Below are 14940 nucleotides of genomic sequence, written 5' to 3' on the forward strand. Positions count from 1 at the left end.
TCATCCGCGCGTTCCATACCATTCAGTACGAAATGACCTGGGCAGCCGTGACGCGCTCGTACGGCAAACTGCCTGCGCTGCTCATCCGCTTGCGCGAGCGGCTCAAGCAGCTCCTCAATGAGAAACGGCCCGGGCGCAGTTGCGCTCGAGCCGTCAAATCGCGACCGTTTCGTTATACCGTTCGTGTCCTCAAACGAGACCTTAACTGAACGGCATTAGGCCTCGCGCCGGGTTTTTTTTCGCCTGTTTCGCCTCAGGACGCCATCACGCGCGTGCCCGACTGCGGCCGGCGCGCCAGCCACGCGATCGCGCGATCAAGCCAGGCCTTGCGCGGCGCCGATACCGACGCCATCGAAAAGCGCCCACCCTCTTCCGACGCGCTGACCCAAATCGTCGAGTACGGCTGCAATTCGATCGATTCGCCTGCATGCAGCCAGAGGTCGTCGGCTTCGCCTTCGACGGTGACCCACAGTTGGCCGTGCGTCACCTTCAGCGTTTGGGGACGGTCGATGAACCAGCCAGTCGGCACATCGCGCCGGTCGAGCTCGTATATCCGGATTTCACGCATTTTGCTGCTCCTGAAAAGCGCGTCGCGAAACGGAACGCTTGACGACATTATTGAGATGCGTTCGAATGGAGGGAATGCACAGTACCGAACAGTTTGGCCGAACTGTTCAGTCAAACGAAGCGAACACTTGCGGGCGGCAATCATGATGAAATTCGAAATCGACGCGCAAACGGGCGTTCCGCTGACCGATCAGCTCGTAACTCAGATCGAAACGCAAATCCGCTCGCGCCGCATGCTCGCGGGCGCGAAGCTGCCGTCGATTCGCCAGCTCGCCGCCGACCAGAAGATCAGCCGCTTCCCAGTGATCGAAGCGTATGACCGGCTCGCGTCGCGCGGACTGATCCAGCCGAAGCACGGCTCCGGGTTCTATGTCGCGGGGCATGTCGAGGAAGCGGAGCGGGGAAACGGCCGCTGCGATCCGCGACTCGCCGAAGAGGAATCGAACCAGATCCTGCAGCAGTTCAACTATCCCGGCGAGACGCTCAAACTTTCCAGCGGCTTCATTCCCGAGTCCTGGCGCGATGTCGACGGCATCACGCAGGCGGTGCGCCACGCGTCGCGCATGGACGTGACGAGCGTGATCGACTACGCGATGCCCTACGGCGACGCGAATCTGCGCCATCAGGTGCAGATGCGGCTGCATCTGCTCGGCATCGACGCCGACCTGAAGAACGTGATGATCACGAGCGGCGCGAGCCAGGCGCTCGATCTCGTCGTGCGCAACATGCTGAAGGCGGGCGATACCGTGTTCGTCGAGGACCCCGGCTACTACAACCTCTTCGGCCTGCTGAAGCTGCAAGGCGTGCGGCTCGTCGGCGTGCCGCGGCTCGCGACCGGGCCCGACGTCGAAGCGGCCGAGGCACTGCTCAAGATCCATCAGCCGAAGCTCTTCTTCATCAACACGGTCTTCCAGAACCCGACCGCGACGAACGTCGCGCCGCAAGTGGCGTTCAAGCTGCTGCAACTCGCGCAGCAATACGGCTTTTCGATCGTCGAGGACGACATCTACGCCGACTTCCAGACTGTGCCCACGCAACGCCTCGCATCGCTCGATCAACTGGATCGCGTGATTTACATCGGCGGATTGTCGAAGACGCTGTCCTCATCGCTGCGAATCGGCTATCTCGCGGCGAGCGCGGAGATGGTCAAGAATCTCGTCGACGTGAAAGTGCTGACGAGCCTTGGCGGCACGCGCTTCAGCGAAGCCGTGGCGGCGCATCTGCTGGAGCGCGGGACGTATCGCAAGTATCTCGAACGCCTGCGCCGGCGCGTGCGCGATGCGCTATCCGGCGCCGTGCAGCAGCTAGAGTCGTGCGGCTGGGACGTGTTCGACGAACCGAGCGGCGGAAATCTCATCTGGGCGAAGGTGCCGGGCATCGACGATTCGACGGTGCTCGTCGACGAAGCGCTTAGGTTCGGCGTGACGCTTGCGCCGGGCAACTACTATCGCCCGAACGGCGAGACCTGCGCGTGGGTGCGGATCAATTCGGCGCATACCGGCGACGCACGCGCCGTGCGATTCTTCGAGCACATGGGCGAACGAGGTTCGCGATGAGCCGATCAAAACTAGTTGCATAGCAAATCACTTTGCACTAAGCTGACTTTCATGTTCGATCAATGCCTCTACTTCAACACCACCGCCCTGGCTCGCGTTCTCGAACGCGAGTGGACGAAGGCGTTCAAGCCGTTCCGCCTGACGCCGTCGCAAGGCTTCATGCTACGCGCGATTCTGGACAAGCCGGGCTTGCTGCAAAGCGAGCTCGCGGCGGGGCTCGCCATTTCACGCCCGACCGCCACGCGTTCGCTCGATGGGTTGCAGAAGCTCGCGTTGATCGAACGCTGGTCGACGGATCGTGACGGCCGCGAATCCGCCATTCATCCCACCGCGCTCGGCGAATCGATGAAGGATGGCCTGAATGCGGCAAGCGCCGAAGTCACCAAACGCCTGAGGAAAAAACTCGGTGCCGCCCATTTCGAAGACTCGGTATCGAAGTTGAAAAATATCCGCTCGCTGATCGACTGATTTTTTTGTTCATATAGTTGCATAGCTAACTACATCGCCAAGGAGCCTGTCATGCCTATTCTCAATGTGAAAGTCAGCGCGAAGAAGACACCCGAACTGACGCACGAAATATCGGATCTGCTGCTCGATCTCACCACGCGCATACTCGGGAAGAAGCGCGAAGTGACGGCCATCGCGATCGACTTCGTGGATCGCGATAGCTGGGTCGTCGGCGGCAAGCTGTTGAGCGAGCAGAACAAGAACAGCTTCTACTTCGACATCAAGATCACCGACGAAACGAATACCAAGGACGAAAAGGCACGCTATATCAAGGAAGCATTCGAAGGCTTCGAGCGCATCCTAGGGAATCTGCATGAGGAGAGCTACATCTACGTGCAGGACGTGCGAGCAGCGTCATACGGTTACGGCGGCTATACGCAGGAATACCGCTATCACCATTGAAAGCATGAGCGCCCGGCAAACGCGGGGCGCTCATGGAAACGCCAGGCGATTACCCCCGCCGCGCGCTGCACCCCGCTCCGACCGCAAGTTCCTGCTGAACCGCCAGCAGCCCGTGAATCTGCGCGACCACCGCCGCGCCCTCTCCGACCGCGGCCGCGACGCGTTTCGTCGATGCCGATCGCACGTCGCCGATGGCGAAGACGCCCGGCACGCTCGTCTCCAGTCCCGGCGCGCCCGGCGCCTGCCCTTCGTGCGCTTCCGGCCCGGTCAACACGAAACCCTTGTCGTCGACGCTCACGTTGCAGCCGCCGAGCCACGAGGTATTCGGATCGGCGCCGGTGAAGAGAAAGAGATGCCGCGCCGCAAACGTGACCGGCCCCTCGGCGCTCTTGCAATTGACCGTCGTGAGTCCGCGTTCGTCGCCGTCGAGCGACGAGATTTCCGTGCGCGTATGCACCGTCACGTTCGGCAGCGACGCAATGCGGTCGACGAGATAGCGCGACATGCTCGCCGCCAGTCCCCGGTTGCGAAGAAGGATGTGCACGTGCGCGCAATGCGACGCGAGATACACCGCGGCCTGCCCCGCCGAATTGCCGCCGCCGACGAGCACCACGTCCGCGTCCTTGCAGAGCTTCGCTTCCACGGGCGACGCCCAGTAGTACGTGCCGCGCCCTTCGAAGCGTTCGAGCCCGTCGATGGCGGGCCGCCGGTACGCCGCGCCGCTCGCGATCACCACCGTGCGCGTCGAGACGACCGTGCCGCTCGCGAGCTCGACCTGGATCGGCGAGCGGTCGCAATGCAGCGCCTTGATTTCGCACGGAATCGCGATGTGGGCGCCGAACTTCTGCGCCTGCACGAACGCGCGCCCCGCGAGCGCCTGTCCGGAGATGCCGGTCGGAAAGCCGAGATAATTTTCGATGCGTGAACTGGCGCCCGCCTGTCCGCCCGGCGCGCGGCAGTCGAACACCGCGACCGAGAGCCCTTCCGACGCCGCGTACACCGCCGTCGCCAGTCCCGCCGGCCCCGCGCCGACGACCGCGACATCGTAGATATGCGCCTCGTCGAATTCGGGCAGCCAGCCGAGTTGTGTCGCGACCTGGTTTTCGTCGGGCGAGCGCAGCACCGTGCCGTCGGGGCAAATCACCAACGGAAAATCCGCCTTCGACGCCGAAATGCGTTCGAGCAGCGCGATCGCGTCGGGATCGGCGCAGGCGTCGATCACCGTGTGCGGATAGCCGTTGCGGCGCAGGAACCCTTGCAGCGCGACGAGCTTGCCGTCGTCGGACTTCCCGAGCAGCACCGGCCCGCTGCCCTTTTCGATCAGCCCGACGCGCCGCAGGATCAGCGCGCGCATGATGCGCTCGCCAAGTTCCGCTTCAGCGATGATCAGCGCCCGCAGCCGTTCCGGCGGAATCACGATGCCTTCGACGTCTTCCAGCGCGTAACCGTCGACGAGACACGGCTTGCCCGACAGTTGCGCGATCTCCGCGAGAAAGTGGCCCGGCGTCTGGTCGATGATCAGGTGCACGTTGCCGAGCGCATCGCGCCGGTTGATCCGCACGCGCCCCGACAGCACGACCACCATGCCGCGCCCGACGTCGCCCATGCGGAACATCGTGTCGCCGGCCCGCCAGCGCTCGACCGTGCCGAAGCGGCGCATGCGCTCGACTTCGCTGTCGGAGAGCGTCGGGAACATCTGGTGCGCGCGCGTCTGCAGCGGCGAGAACGGCGCGTCCTCGCCTCCGCTCGCGGCGGGCGCAGAGCCGACGCCCGTCGGCATCACGTTCGGATCTTCCTGCGGCGTGGCGCGCGGGCTCCACGCCATCACGCCGGGTTGAAACGGTGTCGACGGCTCGCCCATACCTGTACTCATGCGCGATCTCCATGTGGAAAACCAGCTTCTTGCAAGGATGCGGCATGGCCCGCCGACTTCACCGGCCACGGGCACATCGCGGCCATTTCGCCGACGTCGTCGGTCATCACCGGGTCTTCGCCGAATTCGGTCAGCCGCGAAACTTCGAAGCCGGCGAGCCGCCAGGCATCGAGTCCGCCGGTGAGCGGCACGACGTCGCGGAAACCCGCGTTGCGCAGCGTCTTCGCCATCCACGCCGCCGACACCTCGTTCGGGCACGAGCAATAGATGACGATCTTCTGCGCCGGATCGTATTCCGCGATGATCTTTTGCAATTCGCGTTCGTCCGCGAACACCGAGCCGGGAATCACGAACGGATCGAGCATGCGCTTTTCGCGCGAACGGATATCGAAGATGGTCGGCAGCGGCCGGTCGTTCATCAGCGCATAGAGCTCGTCGACGGACAGGCGCGCCGCCTCCAGCGTCGCCATCAGCGCGCGCCGACGCCACCAGCGGTAGGCGATGTACGCCGCGAGCGCAATCGCGACGACCATGATCGCCTGCCGGCCGAGCCGCGCGATCAACGCGAACAGCATTTCGAGTTCCGCCGCGAACACGACGCCGAGCGCGAGCCCGAGGGCGGCCCACAGCGCGATGCCGGCGCCGTCGTGCGCGATGAAGCTGCGCAGACGCACGCCCATCGCGCCCGCGAGCGGCACGGAGACGAGCGAGAGCCCCGGAATGAATTTCGCGACGAGCAGCACGCGCACGCCCCAGCGGCCGAAAAAGCGCTCGGTCTTCTTGACGCAGGTATCGCGCGACAGCGAAAGCTTGCAGATCGTCTTGAGCGTGCGGTCGCCGTAGCGCCGGCCGCCCTGGAACCAGACGAGATCGCCGAGCACGCCGCCCGCCACCGCGAGCGCCAGCATGCCGAGCAGCGGCAGCATCACGCCGCCGCCGTGCAGCGACATCACCTCGACGGACGCGCCGACGACGATCAGCGTCGGCATCGCGGGCACGGGCAGCCCGAGCGCCGCGCCCATTACGTTGACGAAGACGATCGCCGGGCCGAACCGATCGACGAGGTCATGCAGCAGCATGGAAGTCTCCCGCACGCGAAATGGCGTCTGCCAAGGATGACGAAAGGAACTATTTGGGATATGTGCGAAAACGCGGATCGACCTCACGCGCCGATGCAGACTGGCTCCGAGCCGGCTTCGTCACATTAAAGAGATGAGTGTAGCGCGGATTAATAAAACGGTCGCCCGCCCGGATGGGGGGATCGGCGCCGCGCGGACGGCGGCGCCGTGTGGAGTGAAAGCTTACTGAGGACGTTCGTCGGCGATATACGCCCGGATCACATCCGCGAAATTCTTGTCGCCTTGCAGGCCGAGTTGCGTCGCGCGCGCGGTGTCCCACGCGCCCGGCCAGCTTCCGACGATCTTCTCGATACGCTCCTCCGGCTGCCAGTCGATGCGCGCGACCGCTTCGTCGCCCGCGACTTCGCGCAGCGCGGCGACCATTTCGTCGACGCTCACCGACAGCCCCGGCATATTCACGACCGGCCGGTTGCCGAACGCCGCGCGGTCGATTTCGAGGCCCGCGATCAGGATTTCGATCGCGCTTTTCGGTGACAAGAGCCACAGACGCGTCTTGCCGTCGACCGGGCAGACGGCGCGCTCGCCGTTCAGCGGCTCGCGGATGATCCCGCTCGCAAACGACGACGCCGCCGCGTTCGGCTTGCCCGGCCGCACGCTGATCGTCGGCAGGCGCAGCACGCGGCCATCGACGAAGCCGCGCCGCGAGTAATCCGACAGCAGCAGTTCCGCGATCGCCTTTTGCGTTCCATACGACGATTGCGGATTGAGCGCGGTGTCGTCCTGCACGACGTCGGGCAGCGTGCCGCCGTAGACCGCGACCGAACTCGTGAAGAGCACGCGCGGCGCGTGGCCGCGCGCGCGGCACACGTCGAGCAGCAGGCGCGACGCGTCCAGATTGATGCGCATGCCGAGTTCGAAATCGGCTTCCGCCTGGCCGCTCACGATCGCGGCAAGGTGGAAGATGGCTTGCGTGTCGGTGTCGATGGCGCGCTCCAGCACGGCGCGATCCGCGATGTCGCCGGTTTCGGCGCGAACGCGCTTATCGCCGAAATCGGCGGGACGTACCACGTCGAGCAGCACGAGTTCCGTGATCGGCGTGCCGTTCAGTTCGCCGCGTTCGAGAAGACGGCGCGCGAGACGCTGTCCGAGGAAGCCGGCGCCGCCGGTAATCAGGATTTTCATGATCGTGTTCAGGTATTTTGGAGGTACGGTTTGGCCCAGCCGAGGCCTTCGGAGGTGCCGGCGCGCGGACGGTATTCGCAGCCGATCCAGCCGTCGTAGCCGAGCGAATCGATCAGGTCGAACAGGTACGGGTAGTTCACCTCGCCGATGTCCGGCTCGTGCCGCTCCGGCACGCCCGCCACCTGGATATGGCCGATGCCCGCGTTCGGCCGCTTCATGTCGCGCTTCAACTTCACCGCGAGATCGCCTTCGACGATCTGGCAGTGATACAGGTCGAACTGCACCTGCAGGTTCGGCGCGCCGACTTCGTCGCAGATCGACTGCGCGTCGTCCTGGCGATTCAGGAAGAAGCCGGGAATGTCGCGCGTGTTGATCGGCTCGATCACGACGCCGATTCCCGCCGACTGCGCGGCCTTCGCGGCGAATTCCAGATTCTTCAGATAGACCGCGCGATGCTGCTCGCGCGATTGCTCCGGCGCGATGAGGCCGGCCATGACGTGCAGCTTCTGGTTGCCGAGCACGGCGGCGTATTCGAGTCCCTTTTCGACGCTCGCGCGGAACTCGTCCTCGCGGCCCGGCAGCGACGCGATCCCGCGCTCGCCCGCCGCCCAGTCGCCGGGCGGCGCGTTGAAAAGCGCTTGCGTGAGGCCGTGTTCGTCGAGGCGCGCGCGGATGTCGGCGGCGGGGAATTCGTAGGGGAACAGGAACTCGACGCCCTTGAAGCCGTCTTTCGCCGCGGCGGCGAAACGGTCGAGAAACGCGTGCTCGTTGTACATCATCGTGAGATTGGCGGCCAAGCGGGGCATTGCATCTCCTGGTTGGGTTGGGCTGCGCTCAGCGATTCACCAGCTTCGCGGGCGTCAGGAAAACGGCGATCGCGCCGATCACCAGCATACCCGCGAGCACGTACATGCCGGTAGCGGTGCTGTGCGTCAAGTCCTTCAGGTAGCCGATCATGTACGGGCTCGCGAAACCGGCCAGATTGCCGATCGAGTTGATGATCGCGATGCCGGCAGCGGCGGCCGCGCCCGACATGAACGCCGTCGGCAGCGACCAGAAGAGCGGCGCGCAAGTCAGCACGCCCGCCGCTGCGAGCGACAGCGCGATGATCGACACCACCGTGTTGCCCGCGAACGAAGCCGCGATCGAAAAGCCGACCGCCGCCGCCAGCGCCGGCACGATCAGATGCCAGCGGCGCTCGCGATGCTTGTCGGCGCTGTGGCCGAGCACGTTCATCACAACGATCGCGACGAGAAACGGAATCGCGGAGAGCAAGCCGATGTTGAATGCGCCCGAGACGCCCGTCGACTTGATGAAGGTCGGCATCCAGAACGTCAGGCCGTACTGGCCGGTCACGAACGCAAAATAGATCAGCGACATCCACCACATGCGCTTGTCGGCGAAAACGGCGGCGAGCGAGTGTTTCTTGCCGTCGTCGGCGTGTTGCGGCTGCGCGGCGATTTCGTCTTCGAGCAGGCGCTTTTCGCGCTCCGTCAGCCATTTCGCGCTGCGGATGTTGTTGTCGAGATAGAGGATTGTCGCGATGCCAACGAGCACGGCCGGAATCGCCTCGATCAGGAACATCCACTGCCAGCCGGCAAAACCCTTGTGGCCCGCGAACGACTGCATGATCCAGCCCGAGAGCGGATTGCCGAAAATGCCCGACACCGGAATCGCCGACATGAACACCGCGACGATCTTCGCGCGCCGATGCGACGGGAACCAGTACGTGAGATAGAGAATCACGCCCGGATAAAAGCCCGCTTCGGCAAGCCCGAGCAGAAAGCGCAGCACGTAGAACTGCGTCGGCGTCTGGACGAACACGAACGCGGCCGAAAGCAGGCCCCACGTGATCATGATCCGCGCGATCCAGATACGCGCGCCGATCTTGTGCATCAGCATGTTGCTCGGCAATTCGAACAGGAAGTAGCCGAGGAAGAAGATGCCGGCGCCGAGGCCGAACACCGTTTCGCTGAACGCGAGGTCCTGCGACATCTGCAGCTTCGCAAAGCCGACGTTCACGCGGTCCAGATAGGCGACCACGTAGCACAGCATCAGGAACGGCACGATGCGCCAGAACACTTTCGAGTAAGTGCGTTTGGTCTCTTCGGCGTCGGGCAGCGCGACGTCGGTCGCGCGCGTGCCTCGCGGCAGCGCTTGGTCAAGGCTCATCGGGTGTGTCTCCAGGAAAGAAATCGTGACGCGTGACTTACCAGCGCGCGTTGAAGGTGGCGCGCAGGTCTTCGATGGCCGCTTCTTCGAGCGGCTCGGGACGCGGCGTGGACATGAGCCACAGCCGCGCGGTTTCTTCCAGCTCTTCGAGCGCGTAGGACGCCTGCGACACCGATCGCTCCCAGACGACCGGCCCGAGCCGTTCCAGCAAGACGCCGCGCACCTTCGATGCGAGCGCCGCGACTTCTTCCGCGACGGCCGGATCGCCCGGCTTGCGGTAGCGGATGAGCGGCACGTGGCCGACCTTCATCACGTAATACGGCGTGATCGGCGGCAGCACGTCGCTTTCGCGCCAGACGCCCGCGAGCGTCAGCGCGACGAGATGCGTCGAATGCGTATGGACGACGCCGCGCGCCTCGGCGTTGTTCTCGTAGATCCGCCGATGCAGCGCGAGCGTCTTCGAGGGCCGCGCGCCCGACACGTGATTGCCCGCGTGATCGACCTTGGCGATTTCTGCGGGATCGAGGCGCCCGAGGCAGACGTCGGTCGGGGTGATGAGCCAGCCGTCGTCGAGACGCGCGCTGATGTTGCCCGCGCTGCCGACCGTATAGCCGCGCTGATACAGGCTCGCGCCCGTCACGCAGATTTCCTCGCGGATGCGGTTTTCGTGGTCGGCCATGCTCACGCGCCTCCGTCGAGCGCCTTCAGCGCCTTCGCGAAAAAGTCGACGGTGCCGAAATTGCCTGACTTCAGCGCGAGCGCGAGCGGCGCTTCCTGCCTGCTTGCGCCGATGGATTGCGTCGCCGGCACGCCCGGGTCGATTTGCGGTCCGATGCGCAGCGAGCGGACATCGAGCGCCTGCACGACCGAGCCCGACGTCTCGCCGCCCGCGACGACGAACTTGGCGTAGCCGAGTTCGCGCAAGCCGCGCGCAATCGACGCGAGCGCCGCTTCGACCAGATGCCCCGCCTTTTCGACGCCCAGTTCCTTTTGCACCGCCTTCACTTCGTCGGGCGAAGAGGTCGCGTAGATCAGCACGGGTTGATCGCCGTGCTGTTTCGCGAACGCGATCGCCTGATCGACGACCGGCTCGCCGCGCGAAAGCGCCATCGGATCGATGCGAAAGCCCGGCTTCGACGCGAGCCATTCCGCGACCTGCGCGTTGGTCGCCTTCGATGCGCTGCCCGCCAGCACGACCGACTTGCCTTCGATTCTCGGCAGGTCGCTGGCGTGAGCGGCGTCGGCGAGCTGGCCGAAGTTCTTCGGCAAGCCGAGCGCGATGCCCGAACCGCCCGTGATGAGCTTCAAGTCCGAACACGCTTCGCCCAGCACGTAGAGATCGGCGTCGGACACGGCGTCCGCGATGGCGAGACGCACGCCTTCCGCGCGCAGCGCCGCGATCTTTTCGCGCACGGCGTCGGCGCCCTTCGCGATCGTGTCGTAGCGGATCAGCCCGACTTTCGACTTCGTCTGACGCTGCAATACGCGCACGAGGTTCGGATCGGTCATCGGCGTGAGCGGATGGTTCTCCATGCCCGACTCGTTCAGCAGCACGTCGCCGACGAACAGGTTGCCGCGAAAGATCGTGCGGCCGTTTTCCGGAAACGCCGGGCAGGCGATCGTGAAATCGTCCTTCAGCGCGTCGAGCAGCGCGTCCGCGACCGGGCCGATGTTGCCCTTCTCGGTGGAATCGAAGGTCGAGCAGTATTTGAAGAGAAACTGCGTGCAGCCCTGCGCGCGCAGCCATTCGAGCGCTTCGAGCGATTGCGCGACCGCTTCATCGGCGGCAATCGTCCGCGATTTCAACGCGACGACGAGCGCGTCGGCTTCGATTTCGGTGCCCGCCGCGCCAGAAGGCACGCCGATCGTCTGCACCGTGCGCATGCCGCCGCGCACGAGCATGTTGGCGAGATCGGTGGCGCCGGTGAAATCGTCGGCGATACAGCCTAGCAGCGCTTTCGTCATTTTTTATCTCCCTTCGGAACGTCGATGCCCGGGAAAATCTTGATGACGGCGGAATCGTCCTCGCCGCCGTGGCCGGCCGTCGACGCCATCATGAACATCTGATGCGCCGCCGCCGACAGCGGCAACGGGAATTTCGACGTGCGCGCGGTATCGAGCACGAGTCCCAGGTCCTTCACGAAGATATCGACGGCGGAAAGCGGCGTGTAGTCGCCCGCGAGGATGTGCGGCACGCGGTTCTCGAACATCCACGAGTTGCCCGCGCTGTGCGTGATGACGTCGTAGAGCGCGTCCGGATCGACGCCTTCGCGCAGGCCGAGCGCCATCGCTTCGGCAGCGGCCGCGATGTGCACGCCCGCAAGCAGCTGGTTGATGATCTTCACCTTCGAGCCCGCGCCGTGCGCGTCGCCGAGGCGGTAGACCTTGCCCGCGATGGCGTCGAGCACGTCCTCGCACGCGGCGTACGCGGCGGCCGGGCCGGACGTCATCATCGTCATTTCGCCCGACGCCGCGCGCGCCGCGCCGCCGGACAGCGGCGCGTCGAGCAGTTGCAGGCCGGCGGCTTCGACGCGTTTGCCGAGGTCGATCGCGAACGCCGGCGACACCGTCGCGCAGGCGAGAATCACGCCGCCCGGTTTCATCGACGACACCGCGCCGGACTCGCCGAACAGCACGGTCTCCGTCTGCGCCGCGTTGACGACGACGGTCACGACCACGTCGCACTTGCCGCCGAGTTCGGCGGGCGTCGCGCACGCGATGCCGCCTTCGGCCGCGAGCGCTTCGAGCACCTGCGCGCGGACGTCGCACGCGTGGACCGCGAAACCGGCGCGCAACAGCGAGCGCGCGACGCCCAGGCCCATTGCGCCCAGGCCGATGACTCCTACATTTCTGGACATGTCGTTTCTCTTGTTGATCGAGCGTTAGCGGATGCCGGCTTCGGCCAGGCGGCGAGCGGCGTTGTAGAGATGGGTCTGGGCGGCATTGCGCGCCGCCATCGGATCGCCTGCGCGGATCGCGGCGGCGATGGCCGCGTGCTCTTCCTTGACCTGCCGCGAGAAATCCTCGCGCAGCGCTTCGTTCTTGCGTGTGACGATCGTGCCGGCTTCCAGGTACTGATTCAGGAAGGTGAGCGTTTTCAGGAAGTAAGGGTTGCCCGTGGCGTTCGCGATCGCGCGGTGGAACGCGACGTCTTCCGCGACGCCGTCCTCGCCGTCCGCGACGGCCGCTTCGATCTTCGTGAGCGCGGCGTCGATGGCGGCCATCTGCGTGTCGGTGCGGCGCATTGCGGCTTCGGACGCCACTTCCGCCTCGATGGCGCGCCGCAGCGCGAGGATCTGCACGACGGAGCCCGGCTCGACGGCCTGCGCGTAGTCGATGCGCAGCGGCCGGATGCCCGCGCGCTCCACGACGAACACGCCGCTGCCTTGACGCGGCTCGACCATGCCTTCGTTCTTCAGGCGCGAGATCGCCTCGCGGATCACGGTTCGGCTTACGCCGAACTCCTGCGCGAGCACGGCTTCGGTCGGCAGCTTGCCGCTTTTGACGAAGCTGCCTTTTTCGATCTGCTTTTGCAGTTGCTGCGCGACCGTGTCGCTCAGCGCCCGCGCCGGGATTTTCTCGAACATGCGATGCGCCGTCGTTTGTTAGGTGATCGGGTCATCATACAAGTTTGAACCTCCGGCGGCGTATTCGAGATAACCCTTACGCCTTTTGAAGGAGCGCGGCGTCGGTCAGTGGGAGAGCGGTTCGTCGATGAGCGAGAGCGCGTCGCGGATTTCGGACGCGTCGCCGGGACGCACGAGGCGCGCGACTTCCTTTCCGTCGAGCATGAAGACGAGCGTCGGCCAGAGTTTGACCCGGAACGAGCGGCCGAGCGGGCGGCCGCTGCCATCCTCGATTTTCAGATGGCGCACGTCGGGATGATCGTGGAAAGCCTGCGCGATCAGCGGTTGCGCCGCGCGGCAGAAACCGCACCAGCCGGTGCCGAATTCGACGACGGTCGGGCCGGCGAGGTCGTCGATGTCGGCGCGCGGCGGCTCGGAGGTTGCGTAGTGTGTGGTCATGGCCATGTCGAATATCCTTCGATCGGGTATTGCCGGCCATTACAGCAGAAATCCTGCCCGCTCACCGGCTCGGCCGGCAAGCGGGCGTCAAGGCGCCTCAGAAGGCGATGAACGGACCCGGCTGCGCATTGGCGGTCGAGCCTTTCATGACGATGAACACGCTGCGGCCATAGAAGAACGGCAAGCCCCATGCGAAGACACCGGAAGAATAGGCAGCGATATTGCCTAACGCTGCATTGCCGCTCGACAACAGCGTAAGCGCATTGGCGACAGAGAACGACACGGGAATCGTCGCGCTGCCCGTCGACGAAATCGACGCGTTCAGTGCCAACGGTGCCCCGGGGGTGTACCACGAGTTGTACTGGGCGATCGTCGAATCAGGGAAGAAGATGCCGTTCGAGCCGGTGTCGATAAAGCTGTTCGTATAGCGCGTCGTGCCGTAGGTCGTCGTCAGCCGGGCATTGGCTGAAAGCGGCGCGATGTTCGCTCCGGACGCGAGCGTATTGTTTGCTCGCGTGCCGACGCCGAAGATGAGCTGGCCCGTCACGGTCGGTGAGCCGCCAGCGTCGACCGCCGGCAACTGGACGACGATGCCGTTGTTGTCGGTGGCGAATGCGGACACCGGGTTCGCCACCTGCTTGCCGAGCGGCACGCTGGCATTCACGCATCCCGACGACGTCGGGCACATGTAATAGGTTGCCGGCAACACCTGCGTGGCGGCGGGCGGGTAATCCTGCGGCAACGGTCCCACGCCGAGGATGCCGTTCGCCCCAAGCTGCGCCACCGAACTCAGGTCCTGGCCGCCTCGCGACGAGCAGTCCGAAGGCGTGGCAAAGCCGCCGTCGCCCATGACCTGGATCGGCAGGCTCGCGGCCTTCTTGTCGCCGATCTTCACGTCGGCGAGCTTGATCGCGCCCCACGTGTAGCCCGATGCGAACAGCGTGCATTCGGCGATGGGCGCCGTGGAGGTCGAATCGCCGACTGCGCCCGTTTGCGCGGGCAGACTCTGCGTGAGCGCCGAACCGAGCGCCGAGGCCACGACTCGCACCCCGTAGGAGCCGGTGTCGAGCAGCATTTTGTCGATCGTCACGCACTGGGACGAACCCGTCGCGCCCGGCGGGCACAGCGTCACGCTGACCTGCGGGAAGTTCGCGTACTCGCCCGCGGAGTTCTTCACGACGACAGGGACGGTGTTCGAATCGGTGGGGGCGGGGGTGGTTGTGCCGGTGCCGGTGCCGGTGCCGGTGCCGGTGCCGGTGCCGGTGCCGGTGGTGGGCGTGCCACCGGTCGCGGTCGGGTCACCTTTCGTGGGCGTCGTGCCACTCGTTGTGGTCGTGCCGCTCGTGCCGCTCGTGCTGGTCGGGCCACCCGTTGTGGTCGTGGTCGGGCCGCCGGTCGTGTTCGGGCCACCCGTCGTAGTCGTGGTCGGGCCGCCCGTTGTGGTCGTGGTCGGGCCGCCGGTCGTGTTCGGGCCACCCGTCGTGGTCGTGGTCGGGCCACCGGTCGTGTTCGGGCCACCCGTCGTAGTCGTGGTCGGGCCGCCGGTCGTGTTCGGGCCACCCGTCGTAGTCGTGGTC

The 14940-nt window shown here is 65.4% G+C and carries 16 protein-coding genes and 1 pseudogene; 5 read left to right on the forward strand and 12 right to left on the reverse strand.

Annotated elements, in window-relative coordinates:
- A pseudogene (locus AWB66_RS34730) lies at positions 1-209 on the forward strand (IS4 family transposase); the annotation flags it as partial.
- Positions 210-253: 44 nt separating this feature from the next.
- Here the strand turns inward: AWB66_RS34730 and AWB66_RS30800 are convergent.
- Positions 254-568 carry a DUF2917 domain-containing protein gene (locus AWB66_RS30800; protein WP_087633808.1) on the reverse strand — a complete coding sequence of 105 codons (315 nt, stop codon included), beginning with the start codon at positions 566-568 and terminating at the stop codon, positions 254-256.
- A gap of 145 nt (positions 569-713) precedes the next feature.
- Between AWB66_RS30800 and AWB66_RS30805 the strand changes: the two genes are divergently transcribed.
- From AWB66_RS30805 to AWB66_RS30815, 3 genes are read left to right on the forward strand one after another with little or no spacing between them, the layout of a single operon-like run.
- The gene (locus AWB66_RS30805; protein WP_087633809.1) at positions 714-2123 is read left to right on the forward strand and encodes an aminotransferase-like domain-containing protein; all 1410 of its coding nucleotides are present in this window, start codon (positions 714-716) and stop codon (positions 2121-2123) included.
- A gap of 51 nt (positions 2124-2174) precedes the next feature.
- Positions 2175-2591, forward strand: a complete 417-nt coding sequence (locus AWB66_RS30810; protein WP_087633797.1) for a MarR family winged helix-turn-helix transcriptional regulator — start codon at positions 2175-2177, stop codon at positions 2589-2591.
- A gap of 51 nt (positions 2592-2642) precedes the next feature.
- The gene (locus AWB66_RS30815) at positions 2643-3032 is read left to right on the forward strand and encodes a tautomerase family protein (RefSeq protein ID WP_087633798.1); all 390 of its coding nucleotides are present in this window, start codon (positions 2643-2645) and stop codon (positions 3030-3032) included.
- Positions 3033-3081: 49 nt separating this feature from the next.
- Here AWB66_RS30815 and AWB66_RS30820 read toward each other — a convergent pair whose 3' ends face one another.
- The 11 genes from AWB66_RS30820 to AWB66_RS30870 form a co-directional block, all read right to left on the reverse strand.
- Positions 3082-4812: an FAD-dependent oxidoreductase gene (locus tag AWB66_RS30820; protein WP_087633810.1), complete on the reverse strand. Its 1731-nt coding sequence runs from the start codon at positions 4810-4812 to the stop codon at positions 3082-3084.
- A gap of 89 nt (positions 4813-4901) precedes the next feature.
- Positions 4902-5981: a DedA family protein/thiosulfate sulfurtransferase GlpE gene (locus AWB66_RS30825; RefSeq protein ID WP_087633811.1), complete on the reverse strand. Its 1080-nt coding sequence runs from the start codon at positions 5979-5981 to the stop codon at positions 4902-4904.
- A gap of 225 nt (positions 5982-6206) precedes the next feature.
- Positions 6207-7166: a D-erythronate dehydrogenase gene (gene denD / locus AWB66_RS30830; protein WP_087633799.1), complete on the reverse strand. Its 960-nt coding sequence runs from the start codon at positions 7164-7166 to the stop codon at positions 6207-6209.
- Positions 7167-7174: 8 nt separating this feature from the next.
- Positions 7175-7972 carry a 2-oxo-tetronate isomerase gene (otnI, locus tag AWB66_RS30835; RefSeq protein WP_087633800.1) on the reverse strand — a complete coding sequence of 266 codons (798 nt, stop codon included), beginning with the start codon at positions 7970-7972 and terminating at the stop codon, positions 7175-7177.
- 28 nt (positions 7973-8000) lie between these two features.
- On the reverse strand, positions 8001-9338 hold the full coding sequence (locus AWB66_RS30840) for an MFS transporter (protein WP_087633801.1): 1338 nt from the start codon (positions 9336-9338) through the stop codon (positions 8001-8003).
- Positions 9339-9375: 37 nt separating this feature from the next.
- Positions 9376-10017: a 3-oxo-tetronate 4-phosphate decarboxylase gene (otnC, locus tag AWB66_RS30845; protein WP_087633802.1), complete on the reverse strand. Its 642-nt coding sequence runs from the start codon at positions 10015-10017 to the stop codon at positions 9376-9378.
- A gap of 2 nt (positions 10018-10019) precedes the next feature.
- Complete coding sequence (gene otnK, locus AWB66_RS30850) at positions 10020-11303, reverse strand: 3-oxo-tetronate kinase (protein ID WP_087633803.1); 1284 nt, start codon at positions 11301-11303, stop codon at positions 10020-10022.
- Positions 11300-12196: an L-threonate dehydrogenase gene (gene ltnD, locus AWB66_RS30855; RefSeq protein ID WP_087633804.1), complete on the reverse strand. Its 897-nt coding sequence runs from the start codon at positions 12194-12196 to the stop codon at positions 11300-11302. The genes otnK and ltnD overlap by 4 nt, the downstream gene beginning before the upstream one ends.
- 24 nt (positions 12197-12220) lie before the next feature.
- Entirely contained in the window at positions 12221-12925 is a 705-nt protein-coding gene (locus AWB66_RS30860; protein WP_087633805.1) for a FadR/GntR family transcriptional regulator, read from the reverse strand.
- 105 nt (positions 12926-13030) lie between these two features.
- Positions 13031-13363 (reverse strand): thioredoxin family protein, encoded by a 333-nt coding sequence (locus tag AWB66_RS30865; protein WP_200819114.1) that lies wholly within the window; start codon positions 13361-13363, stop codon positions 13031-13033.
- Between the two features lie 97 nt (positions 13364-13460).
- Positions 13461-14540, reverse strand: a complete 1080-nt coding sequence (locus tag AWB66_RS30870) for a DUF3443 family protein (protein ID WP_087633807.1) — start codon at positions 14538-14540, stop codon at positions 13461-13463.
- Here AWB66_RS30870 and AWB66_RS33880 point away from each other — a divergent pair.
- Positions 14425-14940: hypothetical protein (locus AWB66_RS33880; protein WP_200819115.1), on the forward strand; the 516-nt coding region annotated here is incomplete at its 3' end. The two genes, AWB66_RS30870 and AWB66_RS33880, sit on opposite strands and share 116 nt — an antisense overlap.

The organism is Caballeronia telluris, from assembly GCF_001544495.1.
GTDB lineage: Bacteria > Pseudomonadota > Gammaproteobacteria > Burkholderiales > Burkholderiaceae > Caballeronia > Caballeronia telluris.

Bases quoted from the DNA above. Each gene is read 5' to 3' on its own strand.
- AWB66_RS30860 (WP_087633805.1), bottom strand. From the start codon at position 12,925: ATGTTCGAGAAAATCCCGGCGCGGGCGCTGAGCGACACGGTCGCGCAG.
- otnC (WP_087633802.1), bottom strand. From the start codon at position 10,017: ATGGCCGACCACGAAAACCGCATCCGCGAGGAAATCTGCGTGACGGGC.
- AWB66_RS30810 (WP_087633797.1), top strand. From the start codon at position 2,175: ATGTTCGATCAATGCCTCTACTTCAACACCACCGCCCTGGCTCGCGTT.
- ltnD (WP_087633804.1), bottom strand. From the start codon at position 12,196: ATGTCCAGAAATGTAGGAGTCATCGGCCTGGGCGCAATGGGCCTGGGC.
- AWB66_RS30865 (WP_200819114.1), bottom strand. From the start codon at position 13,363: ATGACCACACACTACGCAACCTCCGAGCCGCCGCGCGCCGACATCGAC.
- AWB66_RS30815 (WP_087633798.1), top strand. From the start codon at position 2,643: ATGCCTATTCTCAATGTGAAAGTCAGCGCGAAGAAGACACCCGAACTG.
- AWB66_RS30800 (WP_087633808.1), bottom strand. From the start codon at position 568: ATGCGTGAAATCCGGATATACGAGCTCGACCGGCGCGATGTGCCGACT.
- AWB66_RS30820 (WP_087633810.1), bottom strand. From the start codon at position 4,812: ATGCCGACGGGCGTCGGCTCTGCGCCCGCCGCGAGCGGAGGCGAGGAC.
- otnI (WP_087633800.1), bottom strand. From the start codon at position 7,972: ATGCCCCGCTTGGCCGCCAATCTCACGATGATGTACAACGAGCACGCG.
- AWB66_RS30840 (WP_087633801.1), bottom strand. From the start codon at position 9,338: ATGAGCCTTGACCAAGCGCTGCCGCGAGGCACGCGCGCGACCGACGTC.
- otnK (WP_087633803.1), bottom strand. From the start codon at position 11,303: ATGACGAAAGCGCTGCTAGGCTGTATCGCCGACGATTTCACCGGCGCC.
- denD (WP_087633799.1), bottom strand. From the start codon at position 7,166: ATGAAAATCCTGATTACCGGCGGCGCCGGCTTCCTCGGACAGCGTCTC.
- AWB66_RS30805 (WP_087633809.1), top strand. From the start codon at position 714: ATGAAATTCGAAATCGACGCGCAAACGGGCGTTCCGCTGACCGATCAG.